General features: G+C 57.4%; 15 protein-coding genes. 8 read left to right on the forward strand and 7 right to left on the reverse strand.

The features are described 5' to 3' along the window. Positions 1-49: 49 nt before the first annotated feature. The 6 genes from ACID345_RS22325 to ACID345_RS22350 all read right to left on the reverse strand — a co-directional run bounded on the left by ACID345_RS22325 (position 50) and on the right by ACID345_RS22350 (position 9709). Positions 50-1177, reverse strand: coding sequence for a 3'-5' exoribonuclease YhaM family protein (locus ACID345_RS22325; RefSeq protein WP_011525091.1), 1128 nt, complete (start codon positions 1175-1177; stop codon positions 50-52). A gap of 99 nt (positions 1178-1276) precedes the next feature. Further along, entirely contained in the window at positions 1277-1507 is a 231-nt protein-coding gene (locus tag ACID345_RS22330; RefSeq protein WP_011525092.1) for a hypothetical protein, read from the reverse strand. 168 nt (positions 1508-1675) lie between these two features. Then, positions 1676-3400 (reverse strand): RNA polymerase sigma factor RpoD, encoded by a 1725-nt coding sequence (gene rpoD / locus ACID345_RS22335; RefSeq protein ID WP_011525093.1) that lies wholly within the window; start codon positions 3398-3400, stop codon positions 1676-1678. Positions 3401-3735: 335 nt separating this feature from the next. Next, positions 3736-5658, reverse strand: coding sequence for a DNA primase (gene dnaG / locus ACID345_RS22340; RefSeq protein ID WP_011525094.1), 1923 nt, complete (start codon positions 5656-5658; stop codon positions 3736-3738). A 54-nt stretch (positions 5659-5712) separates the two neighbouring features. Beyond that, a complete protein-coding gene (locus tag ACID345_RS22345; RefSeq protein ID WP_011525095.1) occupies positions 5713-7158 on the reverse strand; it encodes a nitronate monooxygenase in 1446 nt (481 codons plus the stop codon). A 112-nt stretch (positions 7159-7270) separates the two neighbouring features. After that, positions 7271-9709 carry an endonuclease MutS2 gene (locus ACID345_RS22350; protein ID WP_011525096.1) on the reverse strand — a complete coding sequence of 813 codons (2439 nt, stop codon included), beginning with the start codon at positions 9707-9709 and terminating at the stop codon, positions 7271-7273. Positions 9710-9822: 113 nt separating this feature from the next. On the opposite strand from ACID345_RS22350, the gene hemB reads away from it, so the two are divergent. Next, a complete protein-coding gene (gene hemB, locus ACID345_RS22355; RefSeq protein WP_011525097.1) occupies positions 9823-10854 on the forward strand; it encodes a porphobilinogen synthase in 1032 nt (343 codons plus the stop codon). Here the strand turns inward: hemB and ACID345_RS22360 are convergent. Beyond that, positions 10851-11291 (reverse strand): MarR family winged helix-turn-helix transcriptional regulator, encoded by a 441-nt coding sequence (locus tag ACID345_RS22360; protein ID WP_011525098.1) that lies wholly within the window; start codon positions 11289-11291, stop codon positions 10851-10853. The two genes, hemB and ACID345_RS22360, sit on opposite strands and share 4 nt — an antisense overlap. A gap of 49 nt (positions 11292-11340) precedes the next feature. Here ACID345_RS22360 and ACID345_RS22365 point away from each other — a divergent pair, with 49 nt between their 5' ends. The 7 genes from ACID345_RS22365 (at position 11341) to ACID345_RS22400 (ending at position 19121) form a co-directional block, all read left to right on the forward strand. Beyond that, positions 11341-11709, forward strand: a complete 369-nt coding sequence (locus ACID345_RS22365; protein ID WP_011525099.1) for a VOC family protein — start codon at positions 11341-11343, stop codon at positions 11707-11709. Between the two features lie 356 nt (positions 11710-12065). After that, a complete protein-coding gene (gene lpdA, locus ACID345_RS22375) occupies positions 12066-13481 on the forward strand; it encodes a dihydrolipoyl dehydrogenase (RefSeq protein ID WP_011525101.1) in 1416 nt (471 codons plus the stop codon). Between the two features lie 95 nt (positions 13482-13576). Then, positions 13577-14332 carry a lipoyl(octanoyl) transferase LipB gene (gene lipB / locus ACID345_RS22380; RefSeq protein WP_011525102.1) on the forward strand — a complete coding sequence of 252 codons (756 nt, stop codon included), beginning with the start codon at positions 13577-13579 and terminating at the stop codon, positions 14330-14332. A gap of 64 nt (positions 14333-14396) precedes the next feature. Continuing rightward, a complete protein-coding gene (uxaC, locus tag ACID345_RS22385) occupies positions 14397-15788 on the forward strand; it encodes a glucuronate isomerase (protein WP_011525103.1) in 1392 nt (463 codons plus the stop codon). After that, the gene (locus ACID345_RS22390; RefSeq protein WP_011525104.1) at positions 15788-17080 is read left to right on the forward strand and encodes an MFS transporter; all 1293 of its coding nucleotides are present in this window, start codon (positions 15788-15790) and stop codon (positions 17078-17080) included. Before uxaC ends, ACID345_RS22390 begins: the two co-directional genes overlap by 1 nt. After that, positions 17077-18348: a lactate racemase domain-containing protein gene (locus ACID345_RS22395; RefSeq protein ID WP_011525105.1), complete on the forward strand. Its 1272-nt coding sequence runs from the start codon at positions 17077-17079 to the stop codon at positions 18346-18348. Before ACID345_RS22390 ends, ACID345_RS22395 begins: the two co-directional genes overlap by 4 nt. Next, complete coding sequence (locus ACID345_RS22400) at positions 18348-19121, forward strand: SDR family NAD(P)-dependent oxidoreductase (RefSeq protein ID WP_011525106.1); 774 nt, start codon at positions 18348-18350, stop codon at positions 19119-19121. Before ACID345_RS22395 ends, ACID345_RS22400 begins: the two co-directional genes overlap by 1 nt. Positions 19122-19125: the final 4 nt, after the last annotated feature.

Consider the following 19125-nt stretch of genomic DNA (forward strand, 5'->3'; position numbering starts at 1 on the left):
CCAGATGCTCAAAGTATGTTGCAACGCACAGGCGGACATGACCGCCGAGCTAGATGGAATTCTTCTTTGCGGCAAAGTGTGACTGGAGATCGAGCAGGCTCTTCTGAGAGACGCTATCCGGTTCAGTCGCAGCGGCCGTAGCGGCCATTGTTTCTGTCTCGAACTCTGGCTTTTCTTCGGGCGCAGGCTCGGGTTCTTCAACCGGATTGGGCTTCTCGAGGAACTTTCGTGAGTTAAGCAATGGGCGCGCGAGCGAACTGTTATAGCTCGTCCACGGGCTTTCGTTCTCGGATTCACGCTCGAACTGCGCACGCATGGCTTCCATTTTGGAATCGAGGTCGTCCATGTAGTGGAGCATGAGGGCCTCGGGGAACATCGGCAGCTTCGGCGATCCGAACTCGTATTCGCCGTGATGGCTGATGATGAGGTGCTCGATCAGGATCTTCAGTTCGGGCGGAAAATCTGGAATGAGCGCGAGCTTCTTTTGCAACATTTCGAGCTCAATGATCATGTGCCCGAGCAGCTGGCCGGCGGTAGAGTAGCCGAACGAACGCGCGTAGGTGAGCTCGTGGATCTTGCCGATGTCGTGCAGGAAGACGCCGGTGAAGAGCAGGTCGCGATTCACCATCGGATAATTGCGCACGATGAGATCGCAGCTCGAGAACAATGACACGACGTGATCGAGCAAGCCACCGATGTAGGCATGATGCAGCGTCTTGGCGGCGGGTGCGTCGCGATAGGCTTTCGAAATTTCCTCGTCTGCCATGAACAGCTTTAGCAACTGCTTGAGCTGCGGTTGCTGCATGGTCTCGACAAATTCGCCGAGCTTCGCCCAGAGCTGATCGATGTCCTTGGATGTCTTCGGCAAGTAATCGGAGAAATCGACTTCGCTATCGCCCATCTTGCGGATTTTGTGAATGGTGAGCTGCCAGCGGTTGTTGTACTTGTTGATGAGCCCCTTCACTTTGACGAAGTCATCCTGCTCGAAGGCGTTGAGGAACTCCTCGACGTTGTCCCACATCTTCGCGTCCACCGAACCGGAACGGTCGCCCAAGGTGAGCGCGAGGTAGGGCTCACCGTTCTTCTTCGCCTTGATCTGTTTGGAGACAACGACGAACTGCGAGGTGATGACTTTGTTTTCCTGCTGGACGCAATTACAGATGTAGAACTCTTTCATTCGTGGGGGACCTGCGTTCAAAGTGAATCTTTATGGTACGACAGGGCACGGGTCGAGAGCATGGGAGAAAAGCACTTAGTGCAGAATTTTGCTGCGAGCTTAGCGTTGCGGCAGGTTCAGCGAAGGCGGATCGGTGCGGCTGGAGACACCAAAATGCTGCCACAACTTGAACCATGGATTGTTGGCGTAGATCTCGTCGTGGATACGGTTGGCGACTTCGCGGTCGCTCATCGTGATCGGGCGCGTATCGGGCAGCGCGTGGATCTCTTCCAGCTTTTCGATATCGGTAATCGTCTTTTCGACATCCATTTTGATCGGCTCTGCGTCCATCTTGATCGGCCTATTCTACGGCATGAATGCAAGGGGGTGGCGTTTGTAGCTGGATAAATCCCATGCTTACGTTGGTCACCTTGCGTTGGATGCCCAAACGGACAACGGGATTCGTGCCAAATGGAAAAACCCGGGCATTTTCGCCCGGGCATTTACAAAACATTTCAGCTAGTCGCGCACTCCATCGAGAAATGCCCGCAGCTTCCGCGAGCGTGACGGATGACGCAGCTTGCGCAACGCCTTCGCCTCGATTTGGCGGATGCGTTCGCGTGTAACGGCGAACGACTGGCCGACTTCCTCGAGCGTGTGCTCTGAACCGTCTTCGAGTCCGAACCGCATCTTGATGACCTTTTCTTCGCGCGCGGTGAGCGTGCGCAGGACCTGGGCTGTCTGGTCCTTGAGGTTCACGTTGATGACGGCCTCGGCCGGCGAAACCATCGAGCGGTCCTCGATGAAATCGCCAAGGTGTGAATCTTCCTCTTCGCCGATCGGTGTTTCGAGCGAGATCGGTTCCTGTGCGATCTTCAGCACTTTGCGGACCTTCGCCACGGGGATATCCATCCGCTTGGCGATTTCTTCGCTGCTCGGTTCACGCCCAAGTTCCTGCACCAGTTGACGCGAGGTGCGGATGAGCTTGTTGATGGTTTCGATCATGTGCACCGGAATACGGATGGTGCGGGCCTGATCGGCAATCGCGCGTGTAATGGCCTGGCGAATCCACCACGTGGCGTACGTTGAGAACTTGTAGCCACGGCGGTACTCGAACTTGTCCACGGCTTTCATCAGGCCGATGTTGCCTTCCTGGATGAGGTCGAGGAACTGGAGTCCGCGGTTGGTGTACTTCTTCGCGATCGAGACGACGAGTCGAAGGTTAGCTTCGATGAGCTCCTTCTTCGCCTGCTCGGCATCCATGTCTCCCTGGATAATTTCGCGCTGGGTACGCTTCAGCTCGGCGATGGAAACGCCAGCCTCCTGCTCCATGCGCTCCAGGTCGCCCTTAAGGGTGCGGCTCTGCTTCTTGAGCTCTTTCTTCGTCTCTTCCGAACGCGTTTCGTTGGCACGATGCTCGAGATGCGAAACCTGGCGCTCGAGAATGCGCAGGTTCTCGACCGTCTTGCTCACGCGATCGATCAAGCGCTTGCGTTCGACGTTGGTGAAGTTGATCTTGCGAATGATGCGCGAGATCGAGACCAATTCGCGGCCCAGCGTCCAACGGACCTTGCGCACGTCGCGTGCTTTTTTCTTGTCCTTGATTTCCTTAACGCCGCCGGGAGCAATCTCTTCAAGCTTCTGCTCGAGCTGGGAACTCTTCTTGTAGTGCTTGTTCAGCTCATCGATGCGCCCGGTGGTGTCTTTCAGGCGAGCAGCAAGGACTTCATCCGTGATTTCTTCTTCATCGAAGATCACGATTTCCTTGATGCTGCGCACGCCGCGCTTCAGGTCTTCGCCAATCGCGATGATGTCGCGAATGACGATGGGAGAACGCGAGATTGCTTTTAATACGCGAAGTTGTCCGCGCTCGATACGCTTGGCGATTTCAACTTCGCCTTCACGTGTCAGCAGCGGTACCGTGCCCATTTCGCGCAAATACATGCGCACGGGGTCATTCGTCTTTTCGAGCGCTCCCGGAGTGAGGTCGAGTTCCATCTCCTCTTCGCCGGCCTCGACATCGTCATAGCGCTTGTCGAGAACTGCGGCGGAGGGAAGTTTTCCCGGACCTTCGAGAACGTCAATGCCTTGCGTACCGATCGTCGTCAGGAGATCATCAAGATCGTCGGGCGAGTGAACGTCGTGCGGGATGAGATCATTCACCTCGCTGTACGTCAGGTAACCCTTTTCCTTGCCGGTATCAATCAGTTTTTTGATATCGTCGTACTTGTCGTCGAGAGCCAATGCAAAACCCTTCGCTTGCGTCCTGGAACGGACGCGGCTGATACTGGAACCTGCGGCGGGGCGATCTCCGGATTCCGCACTCGAACGCAGCTCGTTGGTTCGGGGAATTTAGTCCGGAAGTATCGGCACAGCAGAAACTTACGTATTTTATCAGAGACCCCATCCTTCTCCCAGAACTAAATGGGAATGGCGGCACTTTGCCGCTCGACGAATGGCGGCCTGAGGATTAGATGGCGGAGCCGGAGAGAAAGTTTCGGTAGAAAAATCAATAACTTAGCGTTGCGGTCCGGAAATCGGTTCCGATCTGAACTCAACGCGAAACGGGGACTTGGCAGCTACCCCGATTCCTCGTCCAACTCCCTGATCTCCCGATCCAATTGCATTTTTTCCAAGGAAAGGCGGCCGAGCGCGGCGGAGTCTCCTTTGCGCTCCGCGGCAGTGATTTCGACAACCAAATCGGAGCGGCGTGCTTTCATTCGGCGCAATCTCAGGGACGCAAATGCACCCTCCATTGCCTCAGGAGTGAGCGTCTCGGTGTCGCCCATGAGGATCGTCGCGAGGGTGCGGCGATCGCCTTCGCCGAGAGGCAGCGTCATGGGATCGCTCCCGTCTTCTACCGCCTTCAGGAGTGCTGCAATGAGCCGCTCCGTTTGAAGACCGGCGTGAAGAGTTTCGTTCGCGAGGACGTAGTGCACCTGCCGCGCCGCCTCGAAGTCGAGGTCCTGGCCTTCACGGGAGGAAACGGGATCCTTTGCGAGTTGGTTCGAGGATGCCAACGCCCGGATCAGCATCTTCTCGATCGGGGTGATCTGCGGAGCCGCGGAGGCTTTCACAGAAGTCGCGGTGCGACTGCCGGCGACGTGGCGCAGTTCTTCTTTCAGCACCGTCGAATCAATTTGCAATTTGTGCGCAATGTCCATCGCGATTTCGTCGCGCACGAGCTTGCTCGATAGCCGCTGGATGTGCGGTAGGAGATAGTTCACCGCCTTCAGCTTCCCTTCCGGAGTTCCGGTTGGATACTGCTTGCGCGCACGATCGATCAGGTAATCGAAATATTTCTGCGAATGCTTCAGTGCGTACGCATAGGCCTCACGGCCTTTTTTGCGAATATACAAATCGGGATCGAAACCCGGCTCCAGAGTGAGTACGCGAATTTGGAAATCCTCGCTGACGAGGAGCGCGAGGGACCGCTCGGCGGCCGCGGCGCCAGCGGTATCGGGATCGAAGTTGACAACGACTTGTTTGGTAAAGCGACCGAGCAGTTTCGCCTGGAATTCCGTGAACGCCGTGCCGGAGGTGGCAATCACGTTGTGGACGTCCTCGCGATAGAGCGAGATGCAATCCATCTGACCCTCGACGAGAATGGCGTAGCCCAGGCCGGGCGCGTCTTTCGATCCGCGGATGGCTTCCTTCGCGAGATTGAGATTGAACAACACCCGCGACTTCGAATAAATCGCCGTCTCCGGCGAGTTCAGATATTTCGGTCCGGACTTTTCGTCCGTCGCAAGCGTGCGTCCGGTGAACGCAATCACTTTTCCCTGTTCGTTGCGGATGGGAAACATGATGCGGTTGCGAAACTTGGCGTAGAGAGCAGACGGTGCGCTCTTCGCGGACTCAGAATCGCGAGTCGCATCTTCCTTCCATGAGAACAGGCCGGACTCTCGCAGGATCTCTTCGTTGAACTCGCCTTTCATGCGGTCGCGCAGCAGGAAGCCTGACTCCGGCGCAAATCCGATGCGGAACTTTTCGACCGTCTCCGCATCCAATCCGCGCGACTTCAGATACTCACGCGCATGCGCCGCATCCGGCTTGCGAAGTTGCTCCTGGAACCACGCACATGCCAATTCGTTGGCGTCGAGAAGCGCGCCGCGCATCTTGGCTTCGCGCGCTTCCTGCGGCGATGCGTACTCCACTTTCGGCATCGGCACACCAAGCTTTTGGGCGATCGAGCGAACCGCTTCCGGGAACGTAATGTTCTCAATTTTCTGAATGAAGGTGAAGACGTCGCCCGAAGCTCCGCAGCCAAAACAGTGAAAGAACTGGCGCGATTGATGTACGGAAAATGACGGTGACTTTTCGTTGTGGAATGGGCACAGGCCCGCGTAATTCTGCGCCCCGGCCTTGCGCAGCTGGACGTATTCGCCGATCACGCGAACGATGTCCGCCTGCTGTTTCAAGTCGTATGCAAAATCGCCGGGATTGGCCACGGACTTGAGTGTGCGCTTAAGGCGCGGCGTTACGCAAAGATGGACTGCCACGCACTGTGGAAAACCTGCGGAAATCCTGATTCTGACGCGGAGAGCGGTGGAAAACTAAGCGATAGCCTCTGCCGCTACGCCCGTTAGTAAGTGCTGAATCACGTCAGCCGCCGAATAGCCTTCGTGGTCTGGACGCAGGAATCTGCCGATTCCTACGAGGTCGTTGCCCATGGTGATCAGGGTTGGCTCAAGACGGCCTTCCGCACGCAGTTGTGGTTTTCCGATGTTCGCTACCAACGCGTTGCAAAGGCACTTACGGCCCTTCGTCTGTTCTATGTCGCCACCTTTTGCAAGGAACACGTATTCCGGTTCCGCGGCACAGCGATAGTCCAGCGTTCCTGTGAGCGTGCGATAGCCTTCGCGTAGAAAGCCGAGGTCACAGATGCGTTCGCGCGCTTCGTAAATTGCCGTGTTGGTTTGTGAATTCGACAGTTGCGCAACTTTGAAGGGAAAGCCCGTAGGCGAAGCGGTGACGTCCGTGCGCACCTGCGCGGTACCCTCCCTAACCTGGCGGAGAAGTTCGCGCTTGCTCACAGGTTCCAAGTCCGATTCGTCGGTCAATGCAAACGGAGTGCCGACCTGGACGCCCGTGGCTCCGTTCTCTAATGCTTCTTCCAGCTTCTCTGGCGAACCGTATCCGCCCGCTAGCCAGAACGGCAGGCCAAGAGCGCGGAGTTTCTCGAGATCAACAGCATCGCGTTCGCCGTAGATGACTTCGCCATCGGCGTCAAATTGCATTTTCCCGCGCGGAGGCGCGTTATGCCCGCCTGCAGTGGGACCTTCAACGATGAATCCATCCACACGCCCGTTCGCCTTCTTCATCAACGTGAGAGCGAGCACGTTGGAAGCAATAATTGGCAGGAACTTCGGTCGCGTGAGTGGCGGCAAGTCGATGTCGAGATACTCGCGAGGATCAAACGTCGCTTTGAAATCGTCACCGTCCTGTGCACCTGCGACGGCCAGCGGATACTCCGCTGCTCCATGATTCACGAAGGCGTCGAGCACGCCGGGGATTTTCAGCGGGATTCCCGCGCCCATCAGAATGTACTCAACGCCGGCGAGCATCGCTCCGTAAATGGAAGGAAGGTGCGGCAGTTGCAGCTTTTCGAGGTAGTTGATGCCAACAGGGTTTTTATGTCCGTGTCGCGCGAGGAAGATTTCTACAAAGTTCGCTGCGATCGTCAGCTGAATGAGCTCACTGTTCGGTCGCGGCGAATGCATTGGGACAGGCTTGTATGGCGCATCAGGAGCTTTCCCGCCTTCGATGAAGTGTCGGTCAATGATTCGCGCCGCGATCTCCTGCGACGGAAAATGCTTCAGAGCGAAGCGGACATGTCCGCCCTGATCACCGTCCTGCAGACGGCGTGCCATGAGCACATCCAGGGCTGTGCCGGAAACCACGCCAAGTTGTCCTTTGGAAGAAACTGCGCGCGCCAGGCGCCAACCTGAAACGCCAGCGCCCATACCGCCTTGAATGATGACTGGAAGACGAGTACCCATACTGCGTAGATTGTTTCAGGCAGGACTCCCTGCTGACTGTCACACTTTTGTATGAAGAATGTTCAGCCGTCACACGCAATTGTGACAAGGATCATTGAGTAGATCGACGCGGCTAAACCTTGAGTTCGACGACCGTGGCGCCGTTCCCGCCCTCTTGCTGCGGAGGCTCGACAACGTTCGACACGTGCGGATGATGCTTGAGGTAGGTCCGTAGCGCCCGGCGGAGGATCCCCATGCCGCTGCCGTGCACAATTCGCACCTGCACCATGCCTGCAAGAAACGCTTTGTCGAGGAAACGCTCAACCTCGCGCGTCGCATCATCTACGTTCTGACCGATGACGTTCAACTCGATCGGCGACGATAGGTCGTCGCTCACGAGCGAAACACTTACACCTTTTGCACGCGCCGCTGCGACTGGATTCGCGCTCGGCCGAGAAGTAACCTCCGCTATGTCCTCGCGCGGCACCTTCATCTTCATCACGCCGATTTCCACTTCGAACAGGTCAGCCCCCAGCCGCTTAATCACCTTGCCTTCGCGGCCCATGGAGCGCAGCTTTACGCGGTCACCCTCGGAGACGTGTTTCACGAGTTCCGGCCGGGCATTCGGATCGCCTTGGTCAGCGCCGGTGGCGTGAGCCACTACACTGTTGTCGAACTGCTCTCGGAACTCACGGCGCATTTTTGCAATCCGGCGTTCCGCATCTTTCGACAGCTTTTGTTGTGCGGCACGGTCCTGCACCGCCTGCACCATCTCGCGCGCTTGGTACTCAAAGTCGTGGAGCAGCCCGTCGAGCTTCTTTTCGAGGTCGCGGATTTTCTCGCGCTGCTCTTTTTGGCCTTCTGCCTCAAGCCGCTTGCGCTCGCGCACCAGTTCCTCTTCGGTTCGCTTGATGGAGGCACGCTCATCAGAAGCTGCGCGAAGCTCGGCATGCAGGCGGTCGAGGAACTTCGCAACATCCTGTGCCTGATTGCTAAGCTGTCGTTTCGACGCTTCGATGATTGTCGAATTGAGCCCGAGTCGCTTCGCAATGTTGATACCCGCTGAGGCGCCCGGCACTCCCACACGCAACTCATACGTCGGCTGCAGCGTCTGCTCATCGAAGCCGACGGCGGCATTTAACACACCCTCCGTGTTGGCCGCGTATACCTTCAATGACGTATGGTGGGTCGAGATCACGCTTAAGCACCCGATCTGGCGGAAGTAGTCGGCAATGGCGACCGCGAGTGCCGCGCCTTCCTCCGGGTCCGTTGCAGAGCCAAGTTCATCCAGCAGCACCAAGGAATCTGCTCCGGCGGTGTGCGAGATGAGATCGATGTTCGTGACGTGTGCCGAGAATGTCGAAAGGTTTTGCTCGATGGACTGGTAATCGCCGATGTCAGCGAAAACACTGCTGAAAATCGGCAGTTCCGCTCTGTCCGCAGGAACTGGTACGCCTGCTTGCGCGATCAATGCGAGCAAGCCCAAAGTCTTGAGCGACACCGTCTTGCCACCTGTATTTGGGCCGCTAATGATGATCTGGCGGTGCCGAGCATCCATGTGCATAGCCATCGGCACAACCGCGATCCCCTTGGGTCGCAAATTACGCTCGAGTAGCGGATGCCGCGCTTTCTCGAGTACCAGAACATCCTCGCCGCCATCCGCCAGGAACTTTACCGCGACGCACTCATACTCTTGTGCGAACTTCGCCTTCGCAAATTGAAGCTCCAACTCAGCCAGTACGTAGAGCGCAAAGAGCAGGTTTTCCGACTGCTCCCCGATTCGTCGCGACATCTCGGCAAGAATGCGCCGAATCTCTTCCTGCTCTTCTTCCAGCAACCGCACTAGGTCGTTGTTTTGCTCGATCGTCTCCATGGGCTCCACGAACACCGTCTGGCCGCTTGAACTGGCGCCGTGTACCACGCCATTCACACGTCGCTTCTGCTCCGCCTTTACCGGGATAACGAAGCGGTCGCCGCGAATCGTGATCAACTCTTCCTGCGCCGTGCCTTCATCGGACAACTTCCGCAGGAACGATTGCAACGAGCTCTGGATGTGTCGCTTCTGCCGCTCGATCTCGCGCCGAATACGATGCAACTCGCTTGAGGCGCGATCGTCGAGCGATCCGTCCGGAAGTAATTTGTTGCTGAAGTAGCGCAGGAATTCTCGAAAATCCGCGAGCGAACTCGAGAGATCTTCCACGGCCTTCCAAGGCTCGCGCATCACGGGAGGCGAAATCAAGATCTCGCGCCACTCTGCTGCGCGTTCCGCGAGTAGCAGGATGGTGCGAATTTCGTCCATCTCCAGTGCGGCACCACGGATGCGGGCTTTCTGAATCAACTTGGTCGCATCGGTCAGTCCGACGAAGTCGAAGCGCCCGGCAGCACGAATGTACCCTCGAATCTCGGATGCGAGTTGCTGTTCTCGCTCGATCCACTCCCGATCGGCCGACGGCGCCAGTTCGCGGACGCGTGCCGACCCGAGTTCCGATTGCGCATAGCCGCGCAACAACTCGCGAAACGCTTCGAATTCCAGGACCGGGGCACTGGAGTGGGTGAGTGGCCGAGGGATCATAAACCGTTGGTTTTCCTACGCTATGTTACACGCTGGCATACCGCTTTTGGGGCATGCCCTACCGCGGTTTTCGCGCAATTCTGCCCATTTTGCGGGTGTAGACTTTAGCTGTTATGAGCTTTCCCATCAGCCGTCCCCGTCGCCTCCGCAAGAATGAAGCTTTCCGTTCGCTGGTTCGCGAGACCCGCCTATCGCCGGCCGGGTTCGTTTACCCGCTATTCGTGTGCCCGGGTGAGGGCGTGCGCAAAGAAGTCCGCTCCATGCCGGGAGTCTTCAATCTGTCGGTAGACGAGGCAGTGAAGGAAGCACAAGAGGTCAAATCGCTCGGCATTCCGTCGGTCATTTTGTTCGGACTTCCGGAGAGCAAGGACGAGCAGGCAACCGGCGCATGGGCTGAAGATGGCATCGTGCAGCAGGCGGCGCGTGTAATTAAGCGCGAAGTGCCAGGCTTGCTGCTGATGGGCGACGTTTGTCTCTGCGAATACATGTCGCACGGGCATTGCGGTATTGTGCAGAAGACCGCCACCAACCGCTCCGTCGGCGCGGCGTCCACTGCGCAGATGAGCGGCGTGGATGAATACGAAATTCTTAACGACGAATCACTCGATATCCTGGCCAAGACCGCCGTCTCGCAGGCTCGCGCGGGCATGGATATCATTGCCCCCAGCGACATGATGGACGGCCGGGTCGCCGCCATTCGCGACGCTCTCGACGATGAAGGCTTCGAGAACATCCCGATCTTGGCCTATGCGGCGAAGTTTGCTTCCGGCTTCTACGGGCCATTCCGAGAAGCCGCGGACTCAGCCCCTGCCTTCGGCGATCGCCGCTCTTACCAAATGGATGGCGCTAACCTCCGCGAAGCCATGATCGAAATCGAACTCGACCTTGAAGAGGGCGCAGACATGATTATGGTGAAGCCGGCGATGCCCTATCTTGACGTCATCTCGGAAGCGCGCCGACGTTACGACGTGCCGCTCGCCGCTTACCAGGTCAGCGGCGAATACGCCATGATCAAGGCCGCCGCGCAGAACAACTGGATCGATCACGATCGCGTAATGCTGGAATCGTTGCAAAGCATTCAGCGCGCCGGGGCGTCGATCATCTTGACTTACTTTGCGAAAGATGTGGCGAAGATCCTCGGTTAGAGTTTGCGGCTGATTGCATCCATCTTCTCGGCGATCTCGCCGAGTTTCTGAACATCGTTGGCCGACAGATTCTCAATTAATTCGGCCAGTGTCTCGACTCTTCGCTTGCGGCCATCCCACATCACCTGCTCGCCCTTCGCCGTTGGCACGATGCGAATACGACGCGCGTCGTCTTTCTCGACCTGGCTTTTTACGAGTTTGGAGCGCTCTAATCCGGCAACGATGCGGCTCATCGTGGGCGGCTTAACCTGCTCAATCTCGGCCAGTTGCGCCAGTGATTTCGGGCCTCCAAACACCAGCACGGAGAGCGCGGAGAGTTGCGCCGGCCCAATGCCGCTCTCCCGGTCGCGCACCCGCAAACGACGCAGCAGGTGGATGGAAGCCGAGTGCAGCCGGTCGGCTACGCGAAGAATTTCGTCTTTTTCCGCTTGCTTCAAATTAGTTAGCTATGCTAACTATATTGACCTCGCATTGCAAGGAGGATTTATGAGCGAAATCACTGCCATCGGCCAAATCGCAATCAACATGAAAGACGCCGCCCGCGCTACGGCTTTCTATCGCGACGTTCTCTGCCTCAAACATCTCTTTTCTGCAGGGAACCTCGTCTTTTTCGACTGCGGCGGCATTCGCCTTATGCTCGACATCGCCGAGAAGCCGGAATTCGATCACCCAAGTTCCATCATTTATTTCAAAGTTCCAGACCTGCGCTCAACGTACGAACGTATGAAAACTTCGGGAGCGAAGTTCGAGGATGAGCCGCACATGATCGCCCGCATGCCCGACCACGAACTGTGGATGTGCTTCTTCCGCGACACCGAGGGGAATCTGCTCTCACTGATGAGTGAAGTGCGCTAGACTTTGACGCAGGCATGGGCTTGTTTTTCGGCATTGTTGATTTCGCAGGCGGACTTGCCTTAATCATTTGGGGCGGCGCGCTCTCCAGACGCTATAACGCGTGGACGACCAGGCTGCGCGAACGCCACCCCAACTTCAACGCGCCTCCAACACCCGAGTGGCGCGCCCGGAATACCCGCATCATGACTGTGATGTTTCGTGGCTTTGGAGCAGTGATTTTTCTGCTGGGCATTCTCACCCTCCTACCGCTACTTACGGGAACGAAACCTCACTGATCTTTTCCCGTCCGCGCGCCTGATTTACAATCTTTGGTTCCCTGACGCGCTCTCACGCATCTGTCTAATGGAGCTACTCACTTGCCAGACACAATTTATGACGTTGTCATCATCGGCAGCGGCCCGGCCGGTTATACGGCCGCGATCCGCGCCGGCCAATTTGGACTGAAAACTGCCCTCATCGAAAAGGACGCGAAGCTTGGCGGCACTTGCCTGCACGTCGGGTGCATCCCGACCAAGTCGCTGCTCTTCAATGCCGAGATTTACGACCACATTAAGGAAGCCGAGGAGTTCGGCATCGAAGGTTTAGGAACTCCGAAACTGAACTGGAGCAAAGTCCAGGAGCGTAAGCAGGCCATTATCGACAAGCATGCCAAGGGCCTGCAGTTCCTGATGAAAAAGAACAAGGTCACGGTGATCCCGGGCTTCGGACGTCTTACCGGCCCGGCGAAGGGCGGCATTCATAGCGTCGAAGTGGAAGCCGACGGCAAGAAGCAGAACGTGCAGGCGAAGAATGTGCTGCTCTCTACGGGATCGGTAGCGCGCATGTTGCCCGGCTTGCAGGCGGACGACCGTATCCTCACCAACATCGAGATCCTCTCGCTGAAAGAGATTCCGAAGTCGCTCGTCGTCATAGGCTCGGGCGCAGTGGGCGTGGAGTTTGCCTCGATCTACAAATCGTTTGGCACCGACTGCACGATCATCGAGATGTTGCCGCGGCTCGTTCCGGTGGAAGACGAAGAAGTCTCGAAGGAATTGCTGCGTAACTACAAGAAGCGTGGCATCAACTGCCACGTGAACGCCAAGACCGACAAGTTCGAGAAGACAAAGACTGGTGTAAAGGTCACGTTCACTGTCGACGGAAAGCAAGAATCCATCGAGGCCGAGAAGTGTTTGGTCGCGATCGGCCGCGCACCGCGCACCGAGGGCGTCGGCATCGAAAAGACCAACATCAAGCTCGAACGCGGCTTTGTGCCGGTGAACGAGTGGATGCAGACCACGGAACCGGGCGTTTACGCGATCGGCGATATCGTGCTCGGCCTCCAACAACTTGCTCACGCGGGTGCGATGGAAGGCATGGTCGCGGTGGCACACATCGCCGGCAAACCGACCAAGCCGGTGCGAAAAGACCGCGTGCCCGGCGCGACCTACTGCCATCCTGAGATCGGCAGCGTCGGCCTCACTGAGGCGCAGGCGAAGGAAGCCGGCCACGAAGTGAAGATCGGCAAATTCCCCTTCACTGCCAACTCGCGCGCCTCGATCGTGAACCAGCACGAGGGCTTCGTGAAGGTCGTCGCCGACGCCAAGCACGGCGAGATTCTCGGCGTACACATCATCGGACCGCAAGCTACGGAACTCGTCGCCGAAGCGGTTGCCATGCTCGAATTGGAAGCCACGGCCGATTTCATGATGACCGTGATCCACGCCCATCCAACGCTAGCGGAAGCCATGCTGGATGCGGTGAGCGCGGTGTATGGGATGGCGATCAACGCCTAACTCCTCCTACTGCAGGGGCGCGGCGAGAGCTGCGCCCTTTGCTTTGCAGGCTGCACAGCGAGAGTCCGACGAAGGCGTAAACTCATCTCATATTCATGATCCAGGTCCTAAATCTCGGCCATGTGGACTACACCACCGCGCAGCAATTGCAGACGACTCTGGTTGATCTGCGCAAGCGTGGCGTAATCCAGGACACGCTGTTGCTCCTGGAGCACTCGCCGGTGATTACGATGGGACGCAATGCGAAGCAGAAGAACATCGTGGCATCGCAGGAGATCCTCGCCCAACGCGGCGTTGAGTTGATCGAATGCGACCGCGGTGGCGACGTGACGTTCCATGGTCCCGGACAGTTAGTGGGTTACCCGATCTTCGACTTGCGCAGTTTGAATCCAAAGATCGGCGTGATCGAGTATGTCCGGCGTATCGAGGAAGTGTTGATCCGGAGTTGCGGTGACCTCGGTATTCCGACAACGCGAGTCGAAGGTCTGACCGGCGTCTGGACTGTGAACGAACCGCAGGCAAAGATTGCCGCGATCGGCGTCCACATCTCACGCGCCGTTACCTCGCACGGTTTCGCGCTGAACGTGACCACCGATCTCGACTACTTCAAACTGATCGTCCCCTGCGGGATCAGCGACAAGCCGGTGACCTCGATGCAACACGAACTCGGCAAATCGCTCACTCTCGAAGAAGTCATGCCTGTCATCACCCGCAACTTTGGATTCATTTTCAAAGAACAGGTCCTATGGCTCGAGTCGTTGAACGATCTATTGCCGACACCAGAAGACCTGCCGGCGCGAGCACCGGAAACGTTGCGGCGCCTGCACGAAGACGATCTGCATCTCGGCTAACCGGCTCCAAACTCCAGAAACAAACGATTCCGTGTATCCTGCTAGGCGCTACTGGTCCGCGGATATGCTGATTCATCCAGATCGATTGTTCCCTGCTGATCCGGGCACAAGAACCATCGCCAAGCGCCTGTACGAACACGTTCGCGCGCTGCCGATTGTGAGTCCGCATGGACATACACAGGCGGCATGGTTCTCCAGAAATGAGTCGTTCCCCGATCCTGCTTCTCTGTTTGTGCGGCCGGATCACTACGTGTTCCGCATGTTGTACAGCCAGGGTGTGCCTCTCGAAGACCTTGAGATCGGCGTACACGAGACAGCAAATCCGCGACGCGTCTGGCGGATCTTTGCCGAGAACTACCACCTCTTTCGCGGAACGCCGACGCGCAGGTGGCTCGATTACGCCTTCTCCGAGCTCTTCGGGATGACGCAGCGGCTCTCCGCCGAAACCTCGGACTTTTACTTCGACTCAATCTCTGAAAAACTTTGTACACCGGAGTTCCGCCCACGCGCGTTGTACGAACAGTTCGGAATCGAAGTGCTCGCAACCACGGACTCACCGCTGGATTCCTTGTCAGATCACAAGTCTCTGCGCGCAGGCGATTGGAAAAACCGCATCATCCCAACCTTCCGGCCGGATTCCGTAGTCGATCCTGACTTCGAAGGTTTCGCTTCCAACGTCGATGATCTGGGAAAGCAGACGAATTCCGACACCGCCACGTGGGATGGATATCTCGAAGCCCTGAGAGTCTCACGCGACCGTTTTCGCGAATTGGGATGTACGGCGACTGACCACGGTCACCCAACTGCACGGACTGCGAATCTATCTCGGGCTGAAGCAGAGTCGTTGTTCCCGCGCGTGATTTCAGGAATGGCGAATCCCGACGAGAAGGAGTTGTTCCGCGGCCAAATGCTGACCGAGATGGCGCGCATGAGCCTTGAGGACGGGCTCGTGATGCAGATCCATGCGGGCAGTGAACGCAATCACAATCGCAAGCTCTTCGAAAAATATGGTCGAGATGTCGGTGCCGATATCCCGCGAGCGATGAATTACGTGGATGCGTTGGGCCCATTACTCGAGGCCTTCGGCAACGAACCTCGTCTGACAATCATTCTCTTCACCCTCGACGAGTCGGTATACGGCCGTGAATTGGCGCCGTTGGCAGGGCACTATCCGTGCCTGCGTCTCGGGCCGCCGTGGTGGTTTCACGATAGTCCCGAAGGCATGGCGCGGTTCCGCGAACACACGACGGAGACCGCTGGCTTCTACAACACAGCTGGGTTCAACGACGATACCCGTGCCTTTCTCTCCATCCCTGGACGACATGACATGGCGCGCCGAATGGATTGCGCGTACTTGGCGAAACTCGTGGCCGAACATCGACTGGCGGAAGATGAGGCCTATGAGGTCGCGCACGATCTCGCCTATCGTCTCGCAAAAGAGGCTTACCGGCTCTGATGGCAGATACGGCTCTCCATCCAGGCGATTACGGCGCTCCGCCGATCGGACGCGTGCGCTGGACCATCTGCCTGATGCTGTTTCTCGCAACTTCAATCAACTACGTTGACCGCCAGGTCATCGCAATCCTCAAGCCGACACTGGAACAGTCGATCGGGCTGACGGAAGTGCAGTACGGCTACATCGTCGACGCATTTCAGATCGCCTACGGCATCGGGCTTCTTGCGGCCGGACGCTTGATGGACCGCATCGGAACGCGAATCGGCTACATGCTGGTGATGGCTTTCTGGAGCCTGTCAGCCATGGGCCATGCATTGGCGAGCACTGCGTTCGAGTTCGGCATCGCGCGATTCTGCCTTGGACTTGGCGAATCGGGGAATTTCCCCGCTGCTCTCAAAACCGTCGCGGAGTGGTTCCCTCAGAGTGAGCGTTCGCTGGCGACAGGAATTTTCAATTCCGGCGCAAACGTCGGCGCGGTTCTCGCGCCGTTGATCGTTCCATGGATAACCCTCCGGTACGGATGGCACGCGGCATTTCTTGCTACAGGTGTATTCAGCGCGATATGGATCGTGTGGTGGTACGCGCGCTTTCGCCAACCGAAGGAGCACCCTAAGCTTGGCGACGCTGAACTCCAGCACATCTATAAAGACGCAGCGGTGGAGATGGGCCCGCAGGTTCCGTGGGGACGACTATGGGGCCAACGCCAGACATGGGCGTTCGGGCTTGCGAAGTTTTTTACCGATCCCATCTGGTACTTCTATCTCTTCTGGTTGCCTTCGTACTTCAGCGCGAAGTTTCATTTGAACCTCTCGCATATCGGACTACCTCTGATCATCATCTATAACGTGTCGGCGGTCGGAAGCATCGCGGGAGGGTGGCTGCCTGCTCCGTTCCGCAAATTGGGATTCACGCAACAACGCGCGCGACTCTCGGCTATGCTGGTTTGCGCGATTTTGGTAGTGCCAATTTTTATCGCGAGCTCCGTGAACTCAGTTTGGATTGCGATCGCGTTGATCAGTGTGGCTGCCGGCGCGCACCAGGGCTGGTCGGCAAACTTGTTCACCACGCCGTCAGACATGTTTCCGCGGAGTGCAGTCGGCTCGGTGGTCGGCATCGGCAATATGATCGGGTCAATCGGGAGTGCCATCTTCGCGTTCTACGCCGGACACGTCCTGCAACTCACCCATAGCTACGCGAGTTTGTTTACCATCGCCGCAAGCGCGTATCTTGTTGGACTGATGATTTTGTATTTTCTTTCATCGGGGTTGCGTTCAGCGGAGATCGCCGCATGAGTCTTCTTTGCGCCGTCGGTGGGCCTAACAGCGATCTCTCGTCACAATTGCGGGAGCTGCTTTCCGAAGCGCTCGCGAAACTTGGTGCGCGGAAGCGTGTGTTGGCAGTTCCTCCGGACCACAGCCGCATCCATTCGCAGGCCGGACCGCTCACTCGATATGCTTGGGAGCATTATGGCGACGCACTGAAGTGCGTCCTGCCCGCTCTCGGAACTCATACACCGATGAACCCCGAACAACTCCAGTGGATGTTTGGGGATGTGCCGCTCGAACTCTTTGCCGTCCATAACTGGCGCACTCACGTCGAGACCATCGGCGAAGTACCGGCAGAGTTCATCTACCAACAGTCAGAAGGTAGGCTGAACTATCCGTGGCCCGCGCAAGTGAATCGGCGCATCTTGCAGGGTGATTTTGATCTGGTCCTCTCGATCGGCCAAGTGGTGCCGCATGAAGTCATCGGGATGGCGAACTACAACAAGAACATCCTGGTGGGTACCGGCGGTCCAGAGAGCATCAATCGCAGCCACTATCTCGGCGCCGTCTACGGGATGGAACGCATCATGGGGCGCGCCGAGAATCCAGTGCGCGCTGTACTGAATTACGCGACAGATAAGTTCCTGCGACATCTTCCGATTGTCTATGTGCTTACCGTCATCGAAGCAACTGGCGCTGGAACAGCCGTACGAGGCTTGTTTATTGGCGACGATGCGGAGTGTTTTCATCGTGCTGCTGAGTTGAGTCGCCAAGTGAACATCACGATGATGGATGCGCCAATACAGAAGGCAGTCGTGTACCTCGATCCTCGCGAATTTCACAGCACGTGGCTTGGGAACAAAGCAATTTATCGCACCCGCATGGCGCTCGCAGATGGTGCAGAATTGATCATCCTGGCTCCGGGCGTTCGGGCATTTGGTGAGGACGCGCGGATCGACGCGCTCATCCGCAAATATGGATACCGCGGCACTCCGGCGACCCTCGATGCGGTGAAAGATAACGACGATCTCGCAACTGGATTGGGGGCGGCGGCACACCTCATACATGGGTCGTCCGAAGGACGATTCGCAGTGCGATGGTGCCCTGGCGGCCTCAGCGCATCGGAGATCCATGGCGTCGGTTATGAGTATGGAGATCTCGGCGCGATGCTGAAGCGATACGATCCCGAGCGCTTGTGTGCTGGGTACAACCAGGTCGAAGGTGAAGAAATTTTCTTTGTTCCGAATCCGGGGCTCGGACTCTGGGCGGAACGCGAGAAATTCACGGAGGCGTGATGGCGGACCTATTCAATCTCTCTGGCAAGGTGGCTGTCGTTGTGGGAGGCACAACTGGCATCGGACGCGCCATCAGCTTCGGCCTCGCCGATGCAGGTGCCGACGTTGTCTCCACCGCTCGCCGAGAAGAACAAGTGAATGCCGCGGCCGACGAAATCGAGCGGCGTGGAAGACAGACGCTGCGCGTTTGTTCGGACGTAACCAGCCGTGCGTCAATCCAAAGTTTATGCAATGCGGTACTCGCGAAGTTTCAGAAGGTCGATATCCTCGTAAATTGCGCCGGCACAACCAAGCGCACGCCGACACTCACCGTGTCGGAAGATGAATGGAACAAGATCCTCGACACCAACCTCACTGGCGCACTCCGCGCATGCCAGGTCTTCGGTAAGCACATGATCGAGCGCGGCTATGGAAGGATCATCAACATCGCGTCGTTGAGCAGCTTCGTTGCTTTGCACGAGGTTGCCGCCTACTCCGCTAGCAAGGCGGCGCTGTTGTCGCTCACGCGTTCGCTCGCAGTGGAATGGTCGAAAAAGGGCGTGACCGTGAACGCGATCGCCCCCGGAGTGTTTCGGACTGCCTTGAATACTGAATTGCTCGACAACACGCCTCGCGGTCAGGAATTCCTAATGCGCACGCCGATGCAAAGATTTGGTAACACGGAGGAGCTCGTCGGAGCCGCGGTTTATCTGGCCTCAGATGCAGCATCGTTCGTGACCGGTCAAGCGATCACGGTGGATGGCGGGTTCCTCGCAAGCGGCGTCAACCAATAACAAA

Origin of the sequence: Candidatus Koribacter versatilis Ellin345 (genome assembly GCF_000014005.1) — a bacterium.
GTDB classification, from domain to species: domain Bacteria; phylum Acidobacteriota; class Terriglobia; order Terriglobales; family Acidobacteriaceae; genus Korobacter; species Korobacter versatilis_A.

Coding starts and splice junctions, on each gene's coding strand:
- lipB (WP_011525102.1), top strand. CDS start 13,577: ATGATCCAGGTCCTAAATCTCGGCCATGTGGACTACACCACCGCGCAG.
- ACID345_RS22390 (WP_011525104.1), top strand. CDS start 15,788: ATGGCAGATACGGCTCTCCATCCAGGCGATTACGGCGCTCCGCCGATC.
- ACID345_RS22325 (WP_011525091.1), bottom strand. CDS start 1,177: ATGAAAGAGTTCTACATCTGTAATTGCGTCCAGCAGGAAAACAAAGTC.
- ACID345_RS22330 (WP_011525092.1), bottom strand. CDS start 1,507: ATGGACGCAGAGCCGATCAAAATGGATGTCGAAAAGACGATTACCGAT.
- ACID345_RS22400 (WP_011525106.1), top strand. CDS start 18,348: ATGGCGGACCTATTCAATCTCTCTGGCAAGGTGGCTGTCGTTGTGGGA.
- hemB (WP_011525097.1), top strand. CDS start 9,823: ATGAGCTTTCCCATCAGCCGTCCCCGTCGCCTCCGCAAGAATGAAGCT.
- ACID345_RS22345 (WP_011525095.1), bottom strand. CDS start 7,158: ATGGGTACTCGTCTTCCAGTCATCATTCAAGGCGGTATGGGCGCTGGC.
- uxaC (WP_011525103.1), top strand. CDS start 14,397: ATGCTGATTCATCCAGATCGATTGTTCCCTGCTGATCCGGGCACAAGA.
- ACID345_RS22365 (WP_011525099.1), top strand. CDS start 11,341: ATGAGCGAAATCACTGCCATCGGCCAAATCGCAATCAACATGAAAGAC.
- ACID345_RS22395 (WP_011525105.1), top strand. CDS start 17,077: ATGAGTCTTCTTTGCGCCGTCGGTGGGCCTAACAGCGATCTCTCGTCA.
- ACID345_RS22350 (WP_011525096.1), bottom strand. CDS start 9,709: ATGATCCCTCGGCCACTCACCCACTCCAGTGCCCCGGTCCTGGAATTC.